A 20,564-nucleotide genomic window follows, 5' to 3' on the forward strand; every position below is an offset into this window, starting at 1 on the left:
TTGATTTTTGTTGAACGAAGTGACTAGTCTTTGGTGGTGTAGCCCACGATCTCAAGGCCGTAACCCGTCATGCTCGGCATGCGGCGCGGGTTGCCCATGAGGTTCATCCGGTGCACACCGCATTCACGCAAAATCTGTGCGCCCACACCGTAGGTTCGCAAGTCCATGCGGCCGCGTTCGGGTGCCTGGCTGGCGCGCGCGGTGCCTTCAAACTGGGCGAGCAATTGCGCCGCGCTTTCACCGCAATTGAGCAGCACGGCAACGCCCCTGCCTTGTTCTGCGATGTGTTTGAGGCTCTGGTCGAGACTCCACGAATGCATGGAGCGGCCCGTTTCAAGAACGTCCAGCACCGACAGAGGCTCATGTACCCGCGCGGACACGACATCGTCAGCAGACCACGCACCCTTGACCAGGGCCAGGTGCAGGCTTTGGCTGGGTTTGTCCCGGAAGGCATGGGCGGTGAATTCGCCAAAGGCGGTCTGCAGTGTGCGGCTGCCGATTTTTTCCACCAGCGAATCGTTGCGGCTGCGGTGTTCGATCAGGTCGGCGATGGTACCGATTTTCAGGCCATGCTGCGCCGCAAACAGCAACAGATCCGGCAGCCGGGCCATGGTGCCGTCGTCTTTCATGATTTCGCAAATGACGGCGGCCGGTGAGCAGCCGGCCATGCCGGCCAGATCGCAACCGGCTTCGGTATGGCCGGCGCGCATCAGCACACCGCCGTCGACAGCCTGCAACGGAAAGATGTGGCCGGGCTGGACCAGGTCGGTGACCCTGGCGTCTTTGGCCACGGCGGCCTGCACGGTGCGGGCGCGGTCGGCGGCTGAAATGCCGGTGGTCACGCCTTCGGCGGCCTCAATGGACACGGTGAAGGCGGTGGAATGCTTGGTGCCGTTGCGTGTGGCCATGGGCGGCAGCTGCAGCAGCTCGCAGCGCTCGCGGGTCAGGGTCAGGCAGATCAGACCGCGGCCGAAGCGCGCCATGAAGTTGATGGCTTCAGCAGTGACGTGGTCCGCCGCCAGCACCAGGTCACCTTCGTTTTCACGGTCTTCCTCGTCGATCAGGATGACCATGCGGCCGGCACGCATGTCGGCAACGATGTCTTCAACAGGGGAAATGGCAGTGGTCATGGTTCAGGGATTTTTTGGGATGTTGTTATGGGTGTCGCCCAGCATGCGCTCGACGTAGCGTGCGATCAGGTCGATCTCGAGGTTGACGTCGGAGCCTGCAGCCAACCGGCCCAGCGCGGTGTTCTGCACGGTGTGGGGAATGAGGTTGATGCTGATTTCCGTGCCGCCCGCATCGTCGGCCAGGTCGGTGACGCGGTTGACGGTCAGGCTCACGCCGTTGACGGTGATGGAGCCCTTGTAGGCCAGGTACTTGCCCAGCTCGCGCGGGGCGCGAATGCGCAGTTCCCAGCTTTCGCCCACCTGGGCGAAATGCGTCACGCTGCCAATGCCGTCAACATGGCCCGAAACGATGTGGCCGCCGAGGCGATCGTGCGCACGAAGGGCTTTTTCGAGGTTGATGGGGCCGGTTTCTGCCAGGCCGGTGGTCTTGGCCAGGGATTCGGCGGAAATGTCGATGGTGAAGCGATTGAGGGGAAGGTCCAGTGTTGTGGCCGTCATGCATGCGCCGTTGAGGGCGATGCTGTCGCCCAGGCCCACGTCATCAAGGTAACCCGCAGGCGCCTCGATGGTGAGGCGCTTGCCGTGGTCTGAAGAGCTGCCCAGGCTTTGGATGGCGACGATGCGCCCCAAGCCGGTAATGATTCCGGTAAACATGGTGCCATTTTCGCAGGGATTCCGGGTGCGGCGGCGCGGACGGCGCCAAAGGCCCGGAAAAGAGGGCGTTCAGCCGTGATTCACAGGGCTTGCGCGGGATTCGCGGGCCGGTTTAGCCGTCTTTATTCAAAGGAAAATGGCTGTAGCCCAATATTGACGAGCGCAAGCAGCTATTATTTTTATAGCGACCGGGCGATGTTTCGTCTGCGTTCACCGGGCAGGCCGGTGCCCACCATCGCGCTAAAAAGCGTCCCGACCCGCCACACGGGCGACGATACGCAGGTCGGGCCCAATCCTTTCGGCAGACACAAACTGCAGTTCGAGCCCGTTGGCGAGTGTTTGCAAGGGTTCCAGGGCAGCCATGCCCTGGCCCGGCCCCAGCAGCCTGGGCGCCAGGTAAACCAGAAATTCATCCACCAGCCCGCTGCGGATCAGGGATGCATTGAGCTTGCTGCCGGCTTCGACGTGCAGTTCGTTGATTTCGCGCTGCGCCAGGTCTTTCATCATGGCCGCCAGGTCCACTTTTCCCCGGGCGTCGGGCAGGCAGGTGACCGTCGCGCCCTTGGCGACCAGCGCGGCTTCCTGGGGTGAGCTCCGGGTGGCGGTATAAATCCACACCGGGCCGCCCGACCGGAATATTTTGGCGCCAGGCGGTGTTTGCAGCAGGCTGTCGACAATCACGCGGCAGGGTTGCACCGGCGTTTCCACCAGCCGGACGTCCAGCTGCGGGTCGTCTTCAAGCAGGGTCCCGATGCCCGTCAGCACTGCGGAGGCCCGGGCCCGCCACGCATGGCCATCGGTCCGCGCCTCAGGCGAGGTGATCCACTGGCTCTGGCCGTTGGCCAGCGCTGTGGTGCCGTCCAGTGAGGCGGCAACTTTCAGGCGGACCCAGGGGGTTTTGCGGACCATCCGGCTAAAAAAGCCGATATTCAGTTCCCTGGACTCCCCGGCGCCCGGCCCGACCTCCACTTCGACGCCAGCGGCCCGCAGGCGCTCAAATCCCTGGCCGGCCACCAGAGGATTGGGGTCCGCTATCGATGCAACCACCTTTTTGATACCAGCAGCGACCAGCGCATCGCAGCAGGGGCCTGTTCGCCCGTGGTGAGAGCAGGGCTCGAGGGTGACATAGGCGGTGGCGCCTTTGACCGAGTGGCCTTTATTCGCTGCATCGCGCAGGGCCATGATTTCGGCGTGGGGGCCGCCTGCCTGCTGGGTATGTCCCGTTCCCAGAATATTGTTCCCACTTGAATCTGCCAAGATGCAACCAACGCGAGGGTTTGGAGCGCTGAGGTACAGGGCTTCTTTGGACACCCGCAAGGTCTGCAGCATCAAAAGGTTCATGGATTTTCTAACGGCTCAGATTTTGGGAGGGGAACTGGAGGATCAGGGGTTTGACTCGGAGGCAAAGCCCATCTCGAGAACCCTTCGACTGGCGACTATATTCCCTTGTCTTGTCGCGGGGTTCATTTTCGTTTGCATAAGGGACTCTATGATCTGGGCCTGCTGGCTCCGGCTGATTTCCGGTCTCGAAGAAATGATGTTCATATCCAGCAAACGGCCATCTTCTGCAATCCATATTTCTATGACCAGACGACGCAGTTTCAGGCTTGCTGCAATTTTCTCAGGGAAATTCCAGTCGAGCATCGGAAGGGCAGGTTGATCTACCTCTTCAATGTCAAAAAAGCGAAGGTCAGACATACCCGGTTTTCTCGGGCTCGTGGAGGAAAGCACCTGGCTGGGCGTGACCACACCTTCAACAGGCGATGGCTTGCTTGTTGCGGCGGAGTTCTCGGGTGTGGGTTCGGTCGGCTCCGCCTGAGCAGCGTTGCTGGGTCCGGATATCACCCGGGCGACCATGTTGCGCTTAACCGGGCTTATCGCTGCCGAGGTTTTTCTGGGCTTTTCGATAGATTGCGATACCAATAACAGCAAGCCACCGTGCATAAGTAGCGAAACGGTTGCCGCAAGAACCCAGCACGTCCGTTGAGATAGGCCTCTTCCCGTCTTATGTTTCACCGGTTGGCATGGCTGGGCGCATCATTTCCAGCAAGAAGTGGCGGCATCCAGAGCAGATGAATACCCTGAATAATTAACGTTGCTTTTCACCCCCGTATTCGTAATCTGGAAGTCGCCGCATTTATCGGCAGACATCGGACCGGGTGAGCTGCGTGTCGCGGTGACGGTATAAGTTCTTGCCGCCGCGGCAGATACAGCGATGGTGTAGGCACCGCCGCCATCACGAGGTGATTGCTTCAAATTTCCCGGAAACAAATCGGCCACGAGGGTACCTGCGGTATTGCTGTCGTATTTCATGTTTTCCGTGTAGTGGCGCTCCATCCATTGCGATGCTTCAAGGAGCACAGTCCGGACTTCAGCCCTGCGTCCTCTTGCCACGTATTCCTTGTAGCTCGGAAGTGCGACAGCGCTCAAGAGGCCAATGATGGCGACCACGATCATCAGCTCAATCAGCGTGAAGCCTCTGCTTCGATGGGCAATGCCGAACAATCGATTTTCCCTTGTAGTTTCGTGAGAAAGAATTTTCATAGGATTTACCTGGTCTTGAAGGAGGGGATCTCGCGCCAGTAAATTCGCGCATTTGTATTGTTTGAGCTACCGCCTTCATCGGTGGTGTCACCAATAATACGTGTGCAATTGAGCTGGCCCGACGCGCACTGGGAAGTGGTTGCATCCCCGGATACAGTGACTCGCTGATCGGTGATTTTGATGGATGCGGTGTTATAGGTGACTCCACCAATCGTGATGGTGCCAAAGAGTCCCGTGTTCAACAGGCCGGTGATGGGGTCTACAAAGGTAATGTAGGCAGCCGGTCCACTAAAGCAGATGTTGCTGCTCGTGGCCGCCGGTGCGATAGACACAGTAGCCAGCAGGCCCTGGCTCATGGTCGGGTTACTCACCACCATTTCCGAGGTGTCCGGCAAATTGATGTACCAGCCCTTGTTGTTTGTCCAGTCCATGGCTGCGCCAGTCACATAACCTTGGCCCAGAATGCCATTGGTGGGGTCCGCGTCATCCACAGTAATGCGTACGAATGTGCGGGCTGCCAGCTGCGTCCGCAGGCGGGGAAGGCCGGTCGTCGTGTTGTCGAGCAATGTAGGGTCGGCAATGTAGGCAGCGCTGGAATAGAGGGGTTTGTCCCAGATGCCAAAAATCCCGTGAACGCGACCGCTACCGTCGGGGAAGTCGGAGCTGACGACGGATTTGCCGGTGGCGAAGTTCACCACCACACCACCCAATGGATGGAACCGATACTCTGGGGCAGACGTGATGGGCAGGCGGTCAACCGATGCGTCCGTGGGTTTGGCGATGAACAGCGGCCGTTTGTTGGTGCCATCCGTATTGGCATAAGCAACCTTCCAGAGCGCTGGATTAGGGCTCGAAACGTCGAACTTCCACAGGTTGCCCTTGAGGTCGCCCGCATAGATGACGTCCGCGACTCCGTCATTGTTTGTGTCCACCCAGGTGGCTTGCGACAATCCATTGCTGGGCCCCGCGGCAGCCACCAGCTTGACGTAATTCACGCCGGGCGTCCAGACACCGCTATATGGGCCATTTGCAAACAGGATATAGAGCGCCGCCGATCCGTTCGTGCTGTTGATGCCGTTCGGAACAATCGTGGCAAATTTGCCATTGTTCATTTTGGCAACAGCGCCGGCTTGTTCACTTGAACGATTCGTGGTGCCCATTTGCGCCAGGTTGTACCCGAGGTCGCCGCTGCTGTCGTCTGCTTCAGAGAACTGCCATTTGAAGACGTTCGCTGCATTCGTTTCCGTCAATGTAGTGGGATCCGTGACATCAAGCGCAAAGATGCCTTTCGCGCCGCGCCCCAAAGATGCAAACAGATAGGTCTTCCATGCAGCCGCAGGGGCCAGTGCGTCATAGCCCGGCGCTGTCGCATTGGTGATCGTGGATCCCAGCAATACATCTGCGGAGTAGGGCGTTCCATCCATAAATGACTGGACTTTTTCGCCGGCAGGGTCCACCCAATCTTGCAGGCGGGAATGAATAAGTTGTGGCACGTACGAAATGATGGGTGTACCGCCTACTGATGCAACAGTGGAAGCGTCGAAACCGTGCAACATGCCGTCACCTGCGCCAAGCCAGACAATGTTTTTGCGGTCTTTTTGCGCCGTGACAAACGTACCGTAGCCCGGAAAGACAGTGCCGAAGTAGTCTGCATTGGGCTTGGACGTCACCACGGGGTTGGAGTTGACGACGGGGCCCATGATGGAATTGGCGTTGCGTTTGCGGAACCTGAGGCCTGTCGGGGCTTCGTCAACCCGGCTGCCCCGCAGCCAGTTGAGCTTGGCTTGGGCCGTTGCATCGGTACCGCCCACTGCGGTGGTTTTGACGGCATTCGACAGTGCAGCCCAGGTAAACGGCGTGCCGGTTGAGTTCCCGACATTGGTAATGACCTGGCGAGTGGTGGATGCCGTCAATTTGGTATGGCCGTCCCAGTAATAGTACGTCCGGTCCAGTGTGCCGTCACTCTTGAGGCGAATATCAAAGTCACCGTCCGGCTTGACGATGAATGTCAGCAATTCTCCATGACCATCATCGCCGTCAAAGCTGGCCAGGTATTTCAGGCTGCCGGTCTGGATCTGTGCAGAAGCGACAGCGGGCGCAGTATTGGACGCTCCCACGATGGCACTGAAGGCGGCGCGCAATGCTTTTTCCAGCTCGCTTGGGCGAATCGCCAGGAAATAGTTGTCGGGGAAGCCATCTGCGCCAGACGTGCCATCCAGCTTCTTCACATCCCAGTTGGCCTTGTCGGTGGTGGGTTTTTCGAAGTAAATTTTCGGGACTGATGGCGGTACGGTAACGTTTTCATTTTTACTGAATCCGCCCCATTTCGCGGCAAGCCAGAGCGGATCTTGCAACTGTGCTGCCGTCGCTGTTCCAAAATCGTATTCAGCCCGGCTTTCTTCCTGGTTCACTTCGCAGTTGTTGCAGCCGCCCGATGTATTGATGTTGGGGTGCACGGTACCATCCGCCTTCTTCACTGTCAGCGTGGTGCTGTCTGTGAAGTTGTAGGTATAGATGCCGGAATGGAAGTGCGCGCCGTCTTTGGTGCTGCCCGATATGGTGTATCCAAACCCCTGGGGGTTCAGTGACGCAGCATTAAAAACCCGGGTGTAGACGTAGACCTTGTTGCCCACGACTTCGTAGCGCAGGATGCCGGACGCATCGCTGTCGTAGTCACCACCCTGCTCGGAGTCTTCCCAGATGATCAGGAACTTTCCGGACGTAGCTGTGGGGGTACCGACCACCCGGAAGTCCACCAGGGTGCCACCGCCAACAGCGCCACCCACAAGCAATTGATAGGACGGTTGGATGATGATTTTGCGACCCGCAATGGTGGGATGCGGAATTTCAATGCGGGGTTTTCCGGGCGACAGCGCGACCGAGAAGCTTTTGACCTTGAATGCATCCGGATTGGCAACCAGCTGCGCGGCAGTCGGTGTTCGCACGGCGTTGGTTCTGGCCCAATAGGCCGCACCAGACAGCGCATACGAGCCTGCATACGTTGGGGCGTCAGGACACAGACCGTCTACTGCTGCCAGCGTGGAAATTGTCTTGCCGGTACAGGTTCCATCGTTTGTGGTGCCATTGTTCCCGATGAAAAACTTGTTGCCATGAATCCCTTCATCCGTACCAATCACATTGATCATGTTGACCAGGCTTGGGCTGCCCGGCAATGTGGCGAAAGGACTCCACTGGGTGCTCGTGTTGTTGTCATAAGACGTCACGCTGGCATTGAAGTTGATGGCATTGATGGCGCGGCACTGGCCCTGGCCGAAAATGGCATCGGCAGCTGTCTTGGCGGCGGCGTTGGCCCGGTTCACCGGGTCAATCCAGGCAGGCTTTGGCAGCCCCATGGCGGCATCTTTTGAGCCTGTTTGTGTGTAGTCATAAGTACCGCTTGCCGACAATCCACCAAGATAGCGAAGCGCTTCGGTGAACATCTCACCCATGGGATTGCCCCAGCTGGTGCACTGGTTGTCCGTCAGTGATGTCAGCTGGAAAGTACAGTTGCCGTCCCCGATATAGGTACCGTCGCTATAGCGATACCCATAAACGCGCAACTTGTTGATGGTGTAAACAATGCCCTGCGTGGCGGTGTACGTGCCATCGGTGGTGTAGTTCACTTCATTGCGAAATGTCTGCAAATTACTTCGAAGGACACCGCCGCTGATATTTTTGGCAAAGGAGCCGGTCATCAGTCCGAATTCGGCAAGGTTGCCTTCACCGTACTCATGCAGCAAGCCGATTGGCTTGAAATTGGCGGACGGATATTGCCTGCAATTTTCGGTACCCAGCAGCGCCGATGCGCAAACCTCGACCCGCACGATAAAGTCAGGGCCAGTGGTGCCAATGATGACTCCCGCCGTGCTCTTTGTGGGATTGCTGGAGCCGGATCCCAATCCGGTGACGCCTACGTTGTTACCGTTGGAGGCACTTTTTTCTCCACTCCAATGGCACTGCCACCGCTCATTGGCATTCCAGAGCTGGTAGTCGCCCTTGGCGATCCGCATCAAGGGCGGGTTGGCATTGGTGTGGGAATCGCCGTTGCCTGCCGTGTTGGTATTGAACGGCGAGTTGGCGGTCAGGTTGTCACCCAGCGTGGTATTGCAGATGGTGGCAGAAGTCTGGGTCAGGTTCTGGATGGTCCATTGCTTGATGGTCAGCGTAGGTGTTCCAGCGGTCGCACCGACATAACCCGTTGGCGTGATCACCATGGTGATCCAGGCAGGGTCTACGGCCACCGCGACACCTTCCATGTATTGGGCTGGCGTGGTCGTGTACACCGCCCTGATCTGGTCGCCGACCTCGACATTGAATGTGGTGGCCTGGGCGACGGAATGCGTCACACAGTTGTACTGAGGGGGGGCATTGGTTGCACCGCCATAGTAAGTTTCAACAAGAGTTTGGCAAGTGGTGGCAATGGCTGCCGCTGGCGCGGTGCCGGGACCGTTCTTGTGAGCCTTATTGGAATTGAACGCAAACTCGATAAGGCGCCGCGCGTTATTGGTGTTGTCGTTGCTGATGACGCTCGAAGCCGCAAGCTGGCTGGCCGTAAAAGGCGTAAGCTGATCCAGGTCGTCGCCCTTGTAATACTTGGCGAATGAATGGGCATCTGTCGGCAGGCTGGTACGCTCCAGAATGGTCAGTGCATTGGTGTCGGTGGAACGCAAGCCGCCGTACAGCACCTTGCGCACCACGTCCATGCGGGTCATGGTGGCCCAGTTCAGGAAGTTGCCGCTCCAGTTGCCCGTGCAATATTTGTCCGTGTTGGTGCTGACGGGCGCAAAGCGGTTTGTCGTGCCGCTGTAGCTATAGCATTTATAGGAGTCGAAATACCCGTAGTAATTGAAGCTGTGCTTGTAGGTGGTTTCGGGGATTCCGTCGCCGTCAAGATCCGAGAACTCGTCATACGCCCGGTAAAAAAGCTGATGGTCTTTCGACATGTTCAGCATGATCATGGGCCTCGGGGTCGAGGTCACGATGTTTGGCGGGATGGCCGGAGTCAGTGCCTGCGCGAATGCCACGCCTTGCGAAGTGAGCGCTGCAAGTAAAAATCCGGCAATAGTAATGATTTTTTTCATGGATTTTCTCACTTCATGTAGGGGCGAAAATAAGTCTGCATCACAACTTCAGTATTGAGATCTGCACCGAAACCACGGGCCGTAATGCGCATGACTTTGTCGTTGCCTGCGGCGAGGTACTCAATCAGGTATTCAGGCTGCCGTGCGACGCCGGCGAATCTCGGGACCCCGGTAAAGGTGCCCAGAGGTACTGCGCCGGTAAAGGTGCAATTGGTGCCGACACCTAACGCATCGCTTGGTTTGGCACTGGGCGAAGCAGGTGGCCCCTCCCAGAGTCCTTTTTTCCCGTTGATGGTCGGCCACCAGGGTTCAGGGTTGGTGACGGTGGTGTAGTTGCTCGTGTCGTAATACGTCCGTTCGAACCGGCATTGCCCTCTGGGGCAGGTATTGTCGAAGTTCGGCGCCCTGGTTGCTCCTCCTACGGGCCTGTCGTCGTTGCGCGCGCACAGGGCATTGGGGAGTACCGTGGGTACAAGCGAACGCAAGTCCCGTTCTGCGTCGCGCAGTGCGGCTTCTGTTGCCTGGCGGGCGACTTCATAGTCGAGTTGATTTCTCGAGAGCGTTTCACCGGTGGTTGCGCGCCGCATGCCGATGGTGCTGAGAATCGTGATGACCAGCAGGAACATCAAGACCACAGGCAGGGACACTCCTCTTTCGAGGCGTGGGGCGGTGATTGGTATGCCGGCTCGCATTAGTAGATACCTGTCAAGTTGTTGCGAATGGCAAACACGCGCTCGTACTTTTTGTAGATAGTGCGGTCCGAGGCCGTATAGGTGACGTTGGCACCCCGGCAATTGGCATAGCTGCGCAAGGAGCCGGCCTTGTCCTGGGTGCGTGAATTTTCCTGCGTGCGGGTCAGCAAACACACCCTGACCGCAGTGACGCGTTGCCACGAGGTCAAATCTCCGACCTTGGGCAATGCGGTCACTTCGGCAGCGGTATGGTAGGTCTCAGGAGACAGGCTGGTTACCCCGGCAGCCACGCCATACCGGATCACCATGTCTTCAATGCCTTCAAAAATCGGTTGATAAACAGTGTCTTCCGGGTTTTTCCCATTGCCGTTGCATCCCAGGCTTTTGGTGTTCACTGTTCGGGTGGTACTGCCGACCCCTTGGGCCGTATAGCTGGTGGCGACCAGGCCAAAGCGGTTGGACACGTAGCGCGGCAGTCCTGCGGTGATCTGGCCTGCATTGTTCGGGTCAAGTGAAACTGCTTGCCTGAGGCAGTCAAACCCATTTCCAAAAGTGCTCGCGTCCAGCTCGGGCATGGCGAAATAGTTGATAACGACCGAGTCTGGTGCGTTGGCTACGGTGGTACCGCAAGTCCTGGTGGTCGGGTTGAATACCGCGCCATCGCATCCAAACAACCCTTGCTCGTAGGCTGGAGCCGTTGAGTTTTTGGTGTTGCTGAACTTGCCCAACAAGTTGGGCGCCGCGGAGGTGGTGGCCATGATCGCGGGATAGAAGCCCGCCATCTGAAGGTCCCGGCCAACCATGTCCAGCGCAAGCTTGCCGGTCTCGTTCAGCATCGCCATATTGGCGGAAGCAGTGGCGGTTGCGCGAGTCCCCAGGTAGGCCGCCGCTGCCGCGAGGGCGAGCACCAGGCTGATGACCAGACTGACCAGCAGTTCGATCAGTGTCAAACCGCGCTGGCGGTAGCGCGCTTGCGCCCTTCCGGTGTGAAGTGTTTTCATGGAATCATCTCTAGATTGGCGCATTGCACGCCGGCCAGGGCGGTAGAGGTGCCCAGCGCTGCGGGGCAGCAGTTTCGCGACGCGATGCCTGTTGTAGTGGCTGTGCACGAATCGGGGGAACGCAGAGTCGTGCCATCCAGGTTGTCCTTGCTATACCAGGCCACTGTCACCAGAAAGCGCAGGTTGGTGCCCTTGGTTCCGGTCGACGTCACGATGCCCACCGCGCCCGGCAGCTGGCTGTTCAGGTCAAGACGCCAGACAGCGAGGTCATAGGCCGCCAGCTCGGTCGGGGTACAGGTTGCAGTGTTGCAATCTTTGGCCGGGTTCAGGTAGGTTGGGGTTCCATCAATGGATGCACGTTCGGCGGCATAGGTCCGGGAGAAGCTGTAATCAGTCTCGACCGCACTGGCATTTGCCCTGATGCGGTCCGCAAAGCCGCTGATGCTGGACGACAGTGCTGACCGCACCCATCCGGTTTGTTCAAATTTGAGAGAGGCTGTCTGCATGCCAACCATGCCCAGCACACCGATGGAAAGGATAAGCATGGCGATCAAGGCCTCGATCAGGCCTGCACCTCGCTGGCGACTTATGGACATGCACTGACTCCCGCATATTGTTTAACGCTCACTCGACCTGCAGAACTGATACAAATAGACCGGTAGTGCGGACTGCTGGTGTTTTCCAGGATATAGGCAAGCGTGAAGTTGGATTGAATACCCGCAGCGAGCCCTCGCGAGTCAAAGGTCATGCGCCGATCCGATCCGCTAGAGGCCAGCTCAAAGCTTTCGTTGCCGGTCTGGCGCACGGAAATCAGGCTTGAACCGACTGTTGTCGGGTTGTTTTGGGTAGCACTACAGCTGGGGTTGGAAAAAACTATCCAGCCAGTCTGCCAGTTGCTCCCTGCGGTTGCACACGTGGGGGTACCGCCGGTCAATGCGTTTGACGTATTGGTTGACATGCAGATGGTGACGCAGTTATTTCTGCTGATCGCCTCAACCCGCGCACGCGATATGTCATTGGTAAATTCGGCTGCGATGGCGCCAGCCTGGTTTCGCACCACAAACTGCCTCAAATTAGGCAGCCCTATGGCCAAAATCATGGCTAAAACAGCAACTGTCACCATGATTTCGATGATGGTGAAGCCTGCGTTGCAAGCGCGCGGGGCCGCTTTGGCTGGGCGGCGTAAGGATGTTGAGCACACGGTCATTCGCATGTCGTGAGTATAGGAACCGGGTTTGTCGCGCGAGGCTCCGGCTGTCGGACTCTGGCTACCACTAATCTGGTAGCGGACAGGACGCTTTTCTGCGCCGCGAGCGATTTCTACCGCCGGACCTCGTCCACCAGCGTCTTGAACTCGTCAATATCCTCAAAGCTGCGGTAGACGCTCGCAAAGCGGACATAGGCGACCTTGTCGAGCTTGCGGAGTTCACGCATGACGAGCTCGCCGATACGGTTGGACGGCACTTCCCGCAGCCCCAGGCTCAGGAGCTTTTCCTCGATACGTTCAACCGCCGAGTCGACCTGCTCGGTGCTGACGGGCCGCTTGCGCAGCGCCAGGTTCAGGGACGCCAGGACTTTGCTGCGCTTGTACTCGATGCGCCTGCCGTCCTTCTTGACGATGGACGGGAAGGTGACATCGGGCCGCTCATAGGTTGTGAAGCGCTTTTCACACGCGCCGCACTGGCGGCGGCGGCGTATGAACTCGGCGTCTTCACCCACCCGCGTCTCTACGACCTGGGTTTCAAGGTGGCCGCAAAAAGGGCATTTCATCAGGGTTGGTCCGGGTTTGAAGGCATAAATCGGCCTCCAGCCCAATCAGGACATGCGCGGGTAGCTATCAAAATCATAGTGTCCGCGCTGCCCGTCATGATTAGCGGTAGACCGGGAAACGGCTGGTCAGGGCGTGGACCTTGGCACGGACCGCTTCAATGTTGGCCGCGTCGCGCGGGTTGTCCAGCACGTCGGCGATCAGGTTGGCCGTGATGCGGGCTTCTTCGTCCTTGAAGCCGCGGGTCGTCATGGCCGGGGTGCCGATGCGCACGCCGCTGGTGACCATCGGCTTTTCCGGGTCGTTCGGGATGGCGTTCTTGTTGATCGTCATGTGGGCGCTGCCCAGCACGGCTTCGGCTTCCTTGCCGGTGATGCCCTTGGCGCGCAGGTCGACCAGCATGACGTGGCTTTCAGTACGGCCGCTGACGATACGCAGGCCGCGCTGCGTCAGGGTGTCGGCCACGATCTGCGCGTTTTTCACGACCTGCTGCTGGTAAGCCTTGAACTCGGGCGCCATGGCTTCCTTGAAGGCCACGGCCTTGGCTGCGATCACGTGCATCAGCGGGCCGCCCTGCAGGCCTGGGAAGATGGCGCTGTTGATGGCTTTTTCGTGCTCGGCCTTCATCAGGATGATGCCGCCGCGCGGGCCGCGCAGGCTCTTGTGTGTGGTCGACGTCACGATGTCGGCGTGCGGCACCGGGTTGGGATACACGCCTGCGGCCACCAGGCCGGCGTAGTGGGCGATGTCGACCATGAAGATCGCGCCGACGGCCTTGGCCACCTTGGCGAAGCGCTCGAAGTCGATGCGCAGGCTGTAAGCCGACGCGCCCGCGATGATCAGTTTGGGCTTGGTCTCGTGAGCCTTGCGCTCCATTGCGTCGTAGTCGATCTCTTCCTTGTCGTTGAGGCCGTAAGAGACGACGTTGAACCACTTGCCGCTCATATTCAGGGCCATGCCGTGCGTCAGGTGGCCGCCTTCGGCCAGGCTCATGCCCATGATGGTGTCGCCGGGCTTGAGGAAAGCCAGGAACACGGCCTCATTGGCTGAAGCACCGCAATGCGGCTGCACGTTGGCGGCCTCGGCGCCGAAGATGGTTTTGATGCGGTCGATGGCCAGCTGCTCGGCCACGTCCACGTGCTCGCAGCCGCCGTAGTAGCGGCGGCCGGGGTAGCCTTCGGCGTATTTGTTGGTGAGCTGCGAGCCCTGCGCGGCCATGACGGCGGGCGAGGCGTAGTTTTCGCTGGCAATCAGCTCGATGTGGTGCTCTTGCCGGGCATTTTCAGCCTGGATGGCGGCGAAGATTTCGGGATCGGTTTGTTCGACCAGGATGTTGCGGTGGTACATGGCAGTCCTTAAAGACGTGGTCCCTGCTATTCAATGAATGAAACAAGGGCTGCCCAGGCGAACGGCTGAACGCTTCGGCCCAACGGCTTTCAGCGGTGCGCTTCCCAGTGGTGTCCCACGTCAGCTCCAATGGTTGCGAAAACCTTGAGCCTATCGCCAGTCGCGCACCTCGCTAGTGTAACTGAGCGCGCCTAAAACCTGCCGCCTCCGGGGTTCTTCACCTGCAGCCCGAAAAGCAAAAAGCCGGGGCGCTGGCAGCGGCCCGGCTTTTTGGCAGTGCATGGGGTGAAAAGGCCCCCACAAAGCGGCCGAATCAGGACTGGTTCAGCAGCGCCACCTTGTCAGGCGTCTTGCCTTCAGCGTCGGGTGTGGCCGGCAGGGAGGCCGGTACCGGGCGCGACGTGCCACCGGGTGTGGTGAAGAAAGGCGAGGGCGCACCGCGCTTGGAGGCAGACGCCACCACGGCCAGCAGGCGGGCATGTTCGCCCATCACCTTGCCGGCGTACCCGCCGTCGTCGTCCATGTTGGCTGCGCCCACATAGTATTTGAGGCCGCCCTCGACAGAGCCGGCGCGGGCGATGCATTCCTGCAGCACCTTGACGCCTACGCGCAGGTTGGTCACCGGGTCAAACGCCGCCAGCTTGCCGCCGAAGTTGTCGTACTTGTCGTGGTGCACCTTGGTCATGACCTGCATCAGGCCCTGGGCGCCGACCGGGCTTTGCGCAAACGGGTTGAAACCGGACTCGATCGCCATGATGGCCAGGATCAGGGTGGGGTCGAGCTTGGCTTTCTGGCCGATCTCGAAGGCCTCGGCCACCAGCACACTCAGCGGCTCGGGCGCGACGCCGTACTTCTTGCTCAGCCAATAGGCCACTGCCGCCTGTTGGGCGGGCAGGTCTTTCGGGTTGGACGCCGTGGCGCGCTCAATAGCGGCCGGCTCGGTAAAACCGATGGCAGCCTCCTGGCGCTGCTGCAGCCAGGTCATGAGCTTGAATTCACCGGCCTGACGCAAGTCGGGCCGGGCTGTCAGGGTGATCACCGCAAACACGACCGCCAGGCCCAGAAGGGCGAAGCTGTTGTGGGTAATCTCGAAAAAGCCTTGGGAGATGTCATCAACAATGTTTGAAACACTGCTTCGCACATTCTTGATGTGTGCGTTGACATTCAGGTTAAGGCCGAATTGTCCTAGCGCTGTCATAGCACTCCTTTCTACGCTTGCAGGCCCTTTGGGGGCCAGGCAGGCTTTGATTGGGTCGCCATCAAACCAAGGCAAGCCTTGTGGGTGTTGACCCTTGTTTGACGTTGCCGGCTTCTTTGAGGAATAGGGCAGCGGGTTCGGGTTGTCCCTAGGATTCGTGGGACTGGCGGGATTCTATGGGGTTGGTTAATAACCTGTCAATAATAACAAATCAATTCTTTATATCAAAAAGTCAAATAAAAACCTTGATTTCCGGCAAAACCGGCCTGAATCAAGGTGTTTACGGGCTTTATTTGAGATGGAGCTCTAAGTTAAGTTTTGCCTCTAAAAAGCGCGATCAGCCTTTCGCGGCTGCGGTTGTAGGCCGTTTTCCATGTTGCATGTAGTCGCCGGATCGGCGCCTGCGGCCGGCCTGGGTTGCCTGGGAGCACACAAAAAGGCAGCGGCAATCACATCCTGCGCTGTGATTGAAAAGATGGTCTTGCTTGCGGGACGGCAGGGGTTTAACCTGCAATTGCGTGTTCACTCACGCATCAACCGGGTAACCAACCCCGGAAAATCTGGAAGCAATCACTTGCTTTCATCGCACTGGAGACGATAACTCTCTTCTTTGCGGAAACCCGACGGCATGAGCATAAACGCCCGCCGTCAACCCCGGTCGGTCTAACTGCCCGGGGTTTTTTCTTTGGAGGCGCCGCTTTTCACAGGCTTCAATGCCCTTCGGTTGACCGTCTTTTTCAAATAAATCATTGACCTGGCGGCCCCGGCGCTAAAAACTCGACGGCTATGGCAATCAAAGATTTGAAGAAAAAATGGCAGGAATTCAACTGGCGCGAGACCAATTGGCGGGAAATCGGCAAAACCCTGCCGGCACGGGCGGCCGCTGTGGGCCGGTCGCCGCTCTGGCAGCGTCGCGCGGCCTGGGCGGTGGGCAGCTTGGTGGTGTTGTGGGTGGTGGCCTATGCGGCCGTGCCGCCCATCCTCAAATCGCAACTGGAGAAGATCGCCTCTGAAAAGCTGGGCCGGCAGGTCACTGTGGGCGAGGTCGACTTCAAGCCCTGGTCGCTCGAACTGACTCTTCGCGACCTGGCCATCGCCCGTGCCGGCCCTGTGGGTGGCGCTTCGGCAGCTTCTCCCCAGGCAACGCCCCAGTTTTCCGTCAAGCGCCTATATATAGATGCAGAGCTGGAGTCCCTGCTTCGCCTCGCCCCAGTGGCCGACGCTGTTCAGGTGGACGAACCCATCGCGTTTCTTACCCATCAAGGTGAGGGCCGTTACGACATCGACGACATCCTGGAGCGCTTCAAAACACCCGCAGATGCCCCTGCCGGCGACCCGCCGAAGTTCGCGGTCTACAACATCGTCGTCAGCGGCGGGCGCATGGACTTCACCGACCAGTCCGTCGGCAAGACCCATGAACTGCGGGAGCTGGGCCTGTCGGTGCCTTTCCTGAGCAACCTCAAATCCCAGCGAGAGGTCAAAACCTCGCCGCACCTGGCCTTCAAGCTCAATGGCAGCAGCTTTGACACCGCTGCCGAAGGCACGCCCTTTGCCCAGACCCACAAAACCGACGCCACCTTCACGCTGCGCGGTTTTGACCTGAACCCTTACCTGGCCTACTGGCCGGCGAGCCTGCCCTTCAGGCTGCAAAGCGCGGTGCTGCATGCCAACGCCAAAGTCGCGTTTGAGCAGACACCCGCCACGGTGGTGCGAATTTCCGGAACCGTGACGGCGGAAAAGGTTCGTGTGCTGGCTGCGCAAACGGTCGGGCAGTCGCCGGCTGTGGCGCCGGCGCGGGCTGCAAAACCCGGTGCATCCGGCAAGCGCGCTGCAGACGGCGAAGCCCAGCCACCGGCCCGCGCCGACTTGCTGGCCTTTGAGCGCCTGCAGATCACGATGGACGACGTGCGCCCGCTGGAGCAGTTCGTCAAACTGTCTGCGGTGGAGCTCACGGCCCCCACGTTGTCCCTCGCCCGGGACCGGGCAGGGCGGCTGAATCTGCTGTCGCCTGCGCCGGATGCTATTAAAAAAGGAGCTGGTGGCGCACAGCCAGAAAGGGCTACAGGCCAAAACTCTTCCGATATTCAAGCCCAGGCACCTGCCGGTGCGGCTTCGGCTGGCGCCCCGGCGTCTGCACCTTCAACTAAAACCACGCCTTCGTCCGCCCCCTGGAAAGTGCAGATCGCCCGCGTGGCGGTGCGTGCCGGCCGTATGAACTGGCTGGACGAATCACTGGCCTCACCCGCTGACATCCGCCTGGCTGGGCTGACGCTCGATGCCTCCGGCATCGCCATGCCTTTTGCGGCTAACGCGCCCCTGCGGTTCAATGGTTCGCTGGGACTGGAGCCAGCAGCCATAGCGCCGGCACCCGCGCCGGCAAAAACCGGCGCCAAACAACCGGCCAAAACATCGGCCTCATCTGCGGCATCCACTGCGCAAGCGATTGCAACACCGGCGCTGCTCACCTTTAGCGGCACAGCCACCGACCAGGCCGCCCAGGCTACGGCCACCGTGGCCGCCTGGCCCTTGGGCATGGCCGCCAAATACGTCGGCCAGTTCCTGCTGCCGGCGCTGAACGGGCAACTGGACGCCCAGCTCGGCGTGAACTGGCAGGCGCCCAGCGGTGACAAGCCGCAGCAGTTGCAGGTCACCGCCCCGCAACTGGCTGTCAGCGACATCCTGCTGGCGCAGGGCAAGGTGTCGCTGGTGTCCGTCAAGCGTGTCGAACTCGCGCAGGTTGACATCGACGTGACAGGCCAGTCCTTCAAGGCCGCCAAAATGCAGCTGGACCAGCCCAAAGCCAAAGTCGACCGCGACACCGACAAGCGCTGGATGTACCAGCGCTGGATGGCGAGCCCGGGCACCGCAACGCCGGCGCCGCCCCCTACCGACGCGGCAACACGCGCGGCGGCGCCTTCATGGGCCGTGGCCATTGCCGATGTGCAGCTGGACGGCGGCGCCATGTCGTTTTCCGACCAGTCGGGTAGCAAGCCGGTGGCGTTTGAAGTGACCGCCGCCAAAGCCCAGCTGGGCGGACTGGTGCTGGACGACAGGCCGGACGCCAAGGCGCAAGCTGCCAAACCCATGCCGCTGACTGCCTCCCTGCGCCTGGCCACCGGCCGGTTTGAACCCGGCAAGGTCGACTTCAACGGCAATCTCGGCTTGAGTCCGGTGCAGGCGCAGGGCCGGCTGGTGGTCGACAGGCTGCCGGTGCAGGCCTTCGAGCCCTACCTTGCCGATGTGCTCAACATCGAACTGCTGCGCGCAGATGCCAGCTTCAAGGGGCGTGTGGCTTACCGGCAGACACCGGCCGGCCCGCAGGCGCAGGTGGCCGGTGATGTGTCGCTGGAGGAATTCAGGGCCAACACGCTGGCGCCCAGCGAAGACCTGCTGGCGTGGAAGGCCCTGAACCTGCGCGGCCTGAATGTGGCGCTGGACCCGGCCAAAGCCACCCGGGTGGACGTGCGGGAAACCGTGCTCACCGACTTCTTTGCACGCGTGATCATCCTGCCCGATGGCCGCATCAATTTGCAGAACCTGGTGAAGCCCGGCAAAGACGCCGTGGCCGCCAGTGCGGAAGGCGGAACGGCCACCCTGGCCCTTTCGCCATCATCGGCGTCATCTTCACCGCAAGCTTCATCTGCTACTGAAACGATAGCTGCTGGCGCACAGCCATTGCCGTCTGGCGGCCAAAAAGGCTCAAAATTCGTGTCAACAGCGCCGGTCAGCCCGACGGCCTCCGCCGCGGCGGCTGGCGGCTCACCACCGCCCATCGTTAACTTCGGACCGATCAGCCTGATCAACGGCAAGGTGTTGTTCTCCGACCGTTTCGTCAAGCCCAACTACTCGGCCGACCTGAGCGACCTGACCGGCAAGCTCAGTGCTTTTTCATCGGTGGCGCCCACCGTGCCGGGTACCACGGCCACCGTGCCCAACATGGCCGACCTCGAGCTGCGCGGGCGCGCCGAAGGCACGGCTTCGCTGGAAATCCTGGGCAAGCTCAACCCGCTGGCCAAGCCGCTGGCGCTCGACATCAAGGGCAAGGTGCGCGACCTTGAGCTGCCGCCGCTGTCGCCGTACTCGGTCAAGTACTCGGGTTACGGCATCAACCGCGGCAAGCTCAGCGTGGACGTGGGCTATGTGGTGCAACCCGACGGGCGGCTTACCGCTACCAACAAGGTCATCCTGAACCAGCTCAGCTTTGGCGACAAGGTGGAGGGCTCCACGGCCAGCCTGCCGGTCAAGCTGGCGGTGGCGCTGCTGGCCGACCGCAACGGCGTGATCGACATCGACCTGCCCATCAGCGGTTCGCTCAATGACCCGCAGTTCAGCCTCGGGCCCATCATCGTCAAGGTCATCCTCAACGTGATCGTGAAAGCCATCACCGCGCCTTTCAGCCTGCTGGCGAATGCGCTGGGCGGCGGCGGGGAAGAACTCAGCACCGTGGGCTTTGCCGCCGGCAGCGCCGAGCTGGGCCCGGAGGCTAAAGCCGGCCTCGACAAGGTGGCCAAGGCGCTGGTTGACCGGCCATCGCTGCGGCTCACCGTGGTGGGCACCAGCAGTGTCGACGCCGAGCGCGACGGTTTCAAACGCGAGCGGCTCGACGCCCTGGTGCGCGCTGAAAAGCGCCGCGCCACGGCCAAAGAGGGCGGCACCGCGACGGCGGCAGTCAGCATCAGCCCGGCCGAATATCCGGCCTTGCTCAAGGAAGTCTATAAACGCGCCGACATGCCCAAGCCGCGCAACCTGGTCGGCCTGGCCAAAGACCTGCCCGTGCCCGAGATGGAAAAGCTGCTGCTGGCCGACATTAAAGTGAATGACGACGCCATGCGCGAGCTCGCCGTGCAGCGCGGCGTGGCGGTGAAAGACTACCTGGCTTCGCGCGATTTACCGCCTGAAAGGCTCTTTCTGGGGGCCGCCAAAGCCGTGCCGCCGGAGGCCAAATGGACACCGCGCGCGGAGCTGAATTTGGCGATGCCTTAGAGCCTGTTCATGATCTATTTGAGGCCACGTTGGGGTGCAATCGGGATGAGTTGGTGGCCCGGATCCCGCCGCATGGGCTACTGCCCATGCAAGGGAACGGGGCGCCAAATCGCCCGATTTCACCCCAACCCGAAGGGCAGGCATTTTTTCGGGCGGTCTGCGGCGT

At 60.1% G+C, this 20,564-nt stretch carries 14 protein-coding genes and 1 riboswitch; of the genes, 1 reads left to right on the top strand and 13 read right to left on the bottom strand.

The window, feature by feature from the left end; translation table 11 throughout:
* Positions 1–23: 23 nt before the first annotated feature.
* The 13 genes from ribBA to AC1D13_RS08200 form a co-directional block, all read right to left on the bottom strand.
* Complete coding sequence (gene ribBA / locus AC1D13_RS08140; RefSeq protein ID WP_457280243.1) at positions 24–1,130, bottom strand: bifunctional 3,4-dihydroxy-2-butanone-4-phosphate synthase/GTP cyclohydrolase II; 1,107 nt, start codon at positions 1,128–1,130, stop codon at positions 24–26.
* A gap of 3 nt (positions 1,131–1,133) precedes the next feature.
* Positions 1,134–1,784: a riboflavin synthase gene (locus AC1D13_RS08145; protein WP_477689329.1), complete on the bottom strand. Its 651-nt coding sequence runs from the start codon at positions 1,782–1,784 to the stop codon at positions 1,134–1,136.
* Between the two features lie 240 nt (positions 1,785–2,024).
* Complete coding sequence (gene ribD, locus AC1D13_RS08150) at positions 2,025–3,125, bottom strand: bifunctional diaminohydroxyphosphoribosylaminopyrimidine deaminase/5-amino-6-(5-phosphoribosylamino)uracil reductase RibD (protein WP_477665713.1); 1,101 nt, start codon at positions 3,123–3,125, stop codon at positions 2,025–2,027.
* Positions 3,126–3,167: 42 nt separating this feature from the next.
* Positions 3,168–3,716: a hypothetical protein gene (locus AC1D13_RS08155; protein ID WP_477689330.1), complete on the bottom strand. Its 549-nt coding sequence runs from the start codon at positions 3,714–3,716 to the stop codon at positions 3,168–3,170.
* Positions 3,717–3,821: 105 nt separating this feature from the next.
* Positions 3,822–4,328, bottom strand: coding sequence for a type IV pilin protein (locus AC1D13_RS08160; RefSeq protein WP_457280247.1), 507 nt, complete (start codon positions 4,326–4,328; stop codon positions 3,822–3,824).
* A gap of 5 nt (positions 4,329–4,333) precedes the next feature.
* Positions 4,334–9,409 (bottom strand): pilus assembly protein, encoded by a 5,076-nt coding sequence (locus AC1D13_RS08165; protein WP_477689331.1) that lies wholly within the window; start codon positions 9,407–9,409, stop codon positions 4,334–4,336.
* 8 nt (positions 9,410–9,417) lie between these two features.
* Positions 9,418–10,101, bottom strand: a complete 684-nt coding sequence (locus AC1D13_RS08170; protein WP_477665716.1) for a pilus assembly PilX family protein — start codon at positions 10,099–10,101, stop codon at positions 9,418–9,420.
* Complete coding sequence (locus tag AC1D13_RS08175; RefSeq protein ID WP_457280250.1) at positions 10,101–11,102, bottom strand: PilW family protein; 1,002 nt, start codon at positions 11,100–11,102, stop codon at positions 10,101–10,103. The genes AC1D13_RS08170 and AC1D13_RS08175 overlap by 1 nt, the downstream gene beginning before the upstream one ends.
* On the bottom strand, positions 11,099–11,698 hold the full coding sequence (gene pilV, locus AC1D13_RS08180) for a type IV pilus modification protein PilV (RefSeq protein WP_457280251.1): 600 nt from the start codon (positions 11,696–11,698) through the stop codon (positions 11,099–11,101). The genes AC1D13_RS08175 and pilV overlap by 4 nt, the downstream gene beginning before the upstream one ends.
* Positions 11,689–12,315: a GspH/FimT family pseudopilin gene (locus AC1D13_RS08185; RefSeq protein WP_457280252.1), complete on the bottom strand. Its 627-nt coding sequence runs from the start codon at positions 12,313–12,315 to the stop codon at positions 11,689–11,691. The genes pilV and AC1D13_RS08185 overlap by 10 nt, the downstream gene beginning before the upstream one ends.
* A gap of 107 nt (positions 12,316–12,422) precedes the next feature.
* Positions 12,423–12,872 (bottom strand): transcriptional regulator NrdR, encoded by a 450-nt coding sequence (nrdR, locus tag AC1D13_RS08190; protein WP_457280253.1) that lies wholly within the window; start codon positions 12,870–12,872, stop codon positions 12,423–12,425.
* 100 nt (positions 12,873–12,972) lie between these two features.
* Positions 12,973–14,217: a serine hydroxymethyltransferase gene (gene glyA, locus AC1D13_RS08195; protein ID WP_477665717.1), complete on the bottom strand. Its 1,245-nt coding sequence runs from the start codon at positions 14,215–14,217 to the stop codon at positions 12,973–12,975.
* 44 nt (positions 14,218–14,261) lie between these two features.
* Positions 14,262–14,391: riboswitch (ZMP/ZTP riboswitch) on the bottom strand.
* Between the two features lie 139 nt (positions 14,392–14,530).
* Positions 14,531–15,415, bottom strand: a complete 885-nt coding sequence (locus tag AC1D13_RS08200; protein WP_457280255.1) for a lytic transglycosylase domain-containing protein — start codon at positions 15,413–15,415, stop codon at positions 14,531–14,533.
* 786 nt (positions 15,416–16,201) lie between these two features.
* Here AC1D13_RS08200 and AC1D13_RS08205 point away from each other — a divergent pair.
* Positions 16,202–20,398, top strand: coding sequence for a DUF748 domain-containing protein (locus AC1D13_RS08205; RefSeq protein ID WP_477689332.1), 4,197 nt, complete (start codon positions 16,202–16,204; stop codon positions 20,396–20,398).
* Positions 20,399–20,564: the final 166 nt, after the last annotated feature.

It is taken from the genome of Polaromonas sp. P1_E12, from assembly GCF_056405975.1.

Coding starts and splice junctions, on each gene's coding strand:
- AC1D13_RS08170 (WP_477665716.1), bottom strand. CDS start 10,101: ATGCGAGCCGGCATACCAATCACCGCCCCACGCCTCGAAAGAGGAGTG.
- ribBA (WP_457280243.1), bottom strand. CDS start 1,130: ATGACCACTGCCATTTCCCCTGTTGAAGACATCGTTGCCGACATGCGT.
- AC1D13_RS08205 (WP_477689332.1), top strand. CDS start 16,202: ATGGCAATCAAAGATTTGAAGAAAAAATGGCAGGAATTCAACTGGCGC.
- AC1D13_RS08175 (WP_457280250.1), bottom strand. CDS start 11,102: ATGAAAACACTTCACACCGGAAGGGCGCAAGCGCGCTACCGCCAGCGC.
- AC1D13_RS08200 (WP_457280255.1), bottom strand. CDS start 15,415: ATGACAGCGCTAGGACAATTCGGCCTTAACCTGAATGTCAACGCACAC.
- AC1D13_RS08160 (WP_457280247.1), bottom strand. CDS start 4,328: ATGAAAATTCTTTCTCACGAAACTACAAGGGAAAATCGATTGTTCGGC.
- ribD (WP_477665713.1), bottom strand. CDS start 3,125: ATGAACCTTTTGATGCTGCAGACCTTGCGGGTGTCCAAAGAAGCCCTG.
- glyA (WP_477665717.1), bottom strand. CDS start 14,217: ATGTACCACCGCAACATCCTGGTCGAACAAACCGATCCCGAAATCTTC.
- nrdR (WP_457280253.1), bottom strand. CDS start 12,872: ATGAAATGCCCTTTTTGCGGCCACCTTGAAACCCAGGTCGTAGAGACG.
- AC1D13_RS08165 (WP_477689331.1), bottom strand. CDS start 9,409: ATGAAAAAAATCATTACTATTGCCGGATTTTTACTTGCAGCGCTCACT.
- AC1D13_RS08145 (WP_477689329.1), bottom strand. CDS start 1,784: ATGTTTACCGGAATCATTACCGGCTTGGGGCGCATCGTCGCCATCCAA.
- AC1D13_RS08185 (WP_457280252.1), bottom strand. CDS start 12,315: ATGCGAATGACCGTGTGCTCAACATCCTTACGCCGCCCAGCCAAAGCG.
- pilV (WP_457280251.1), bottom strand. CDS start 11,698: ATGTCCATAAGTCGCCAGCGAGGTGCAGGCCTGATCGAGGCCTTGATC.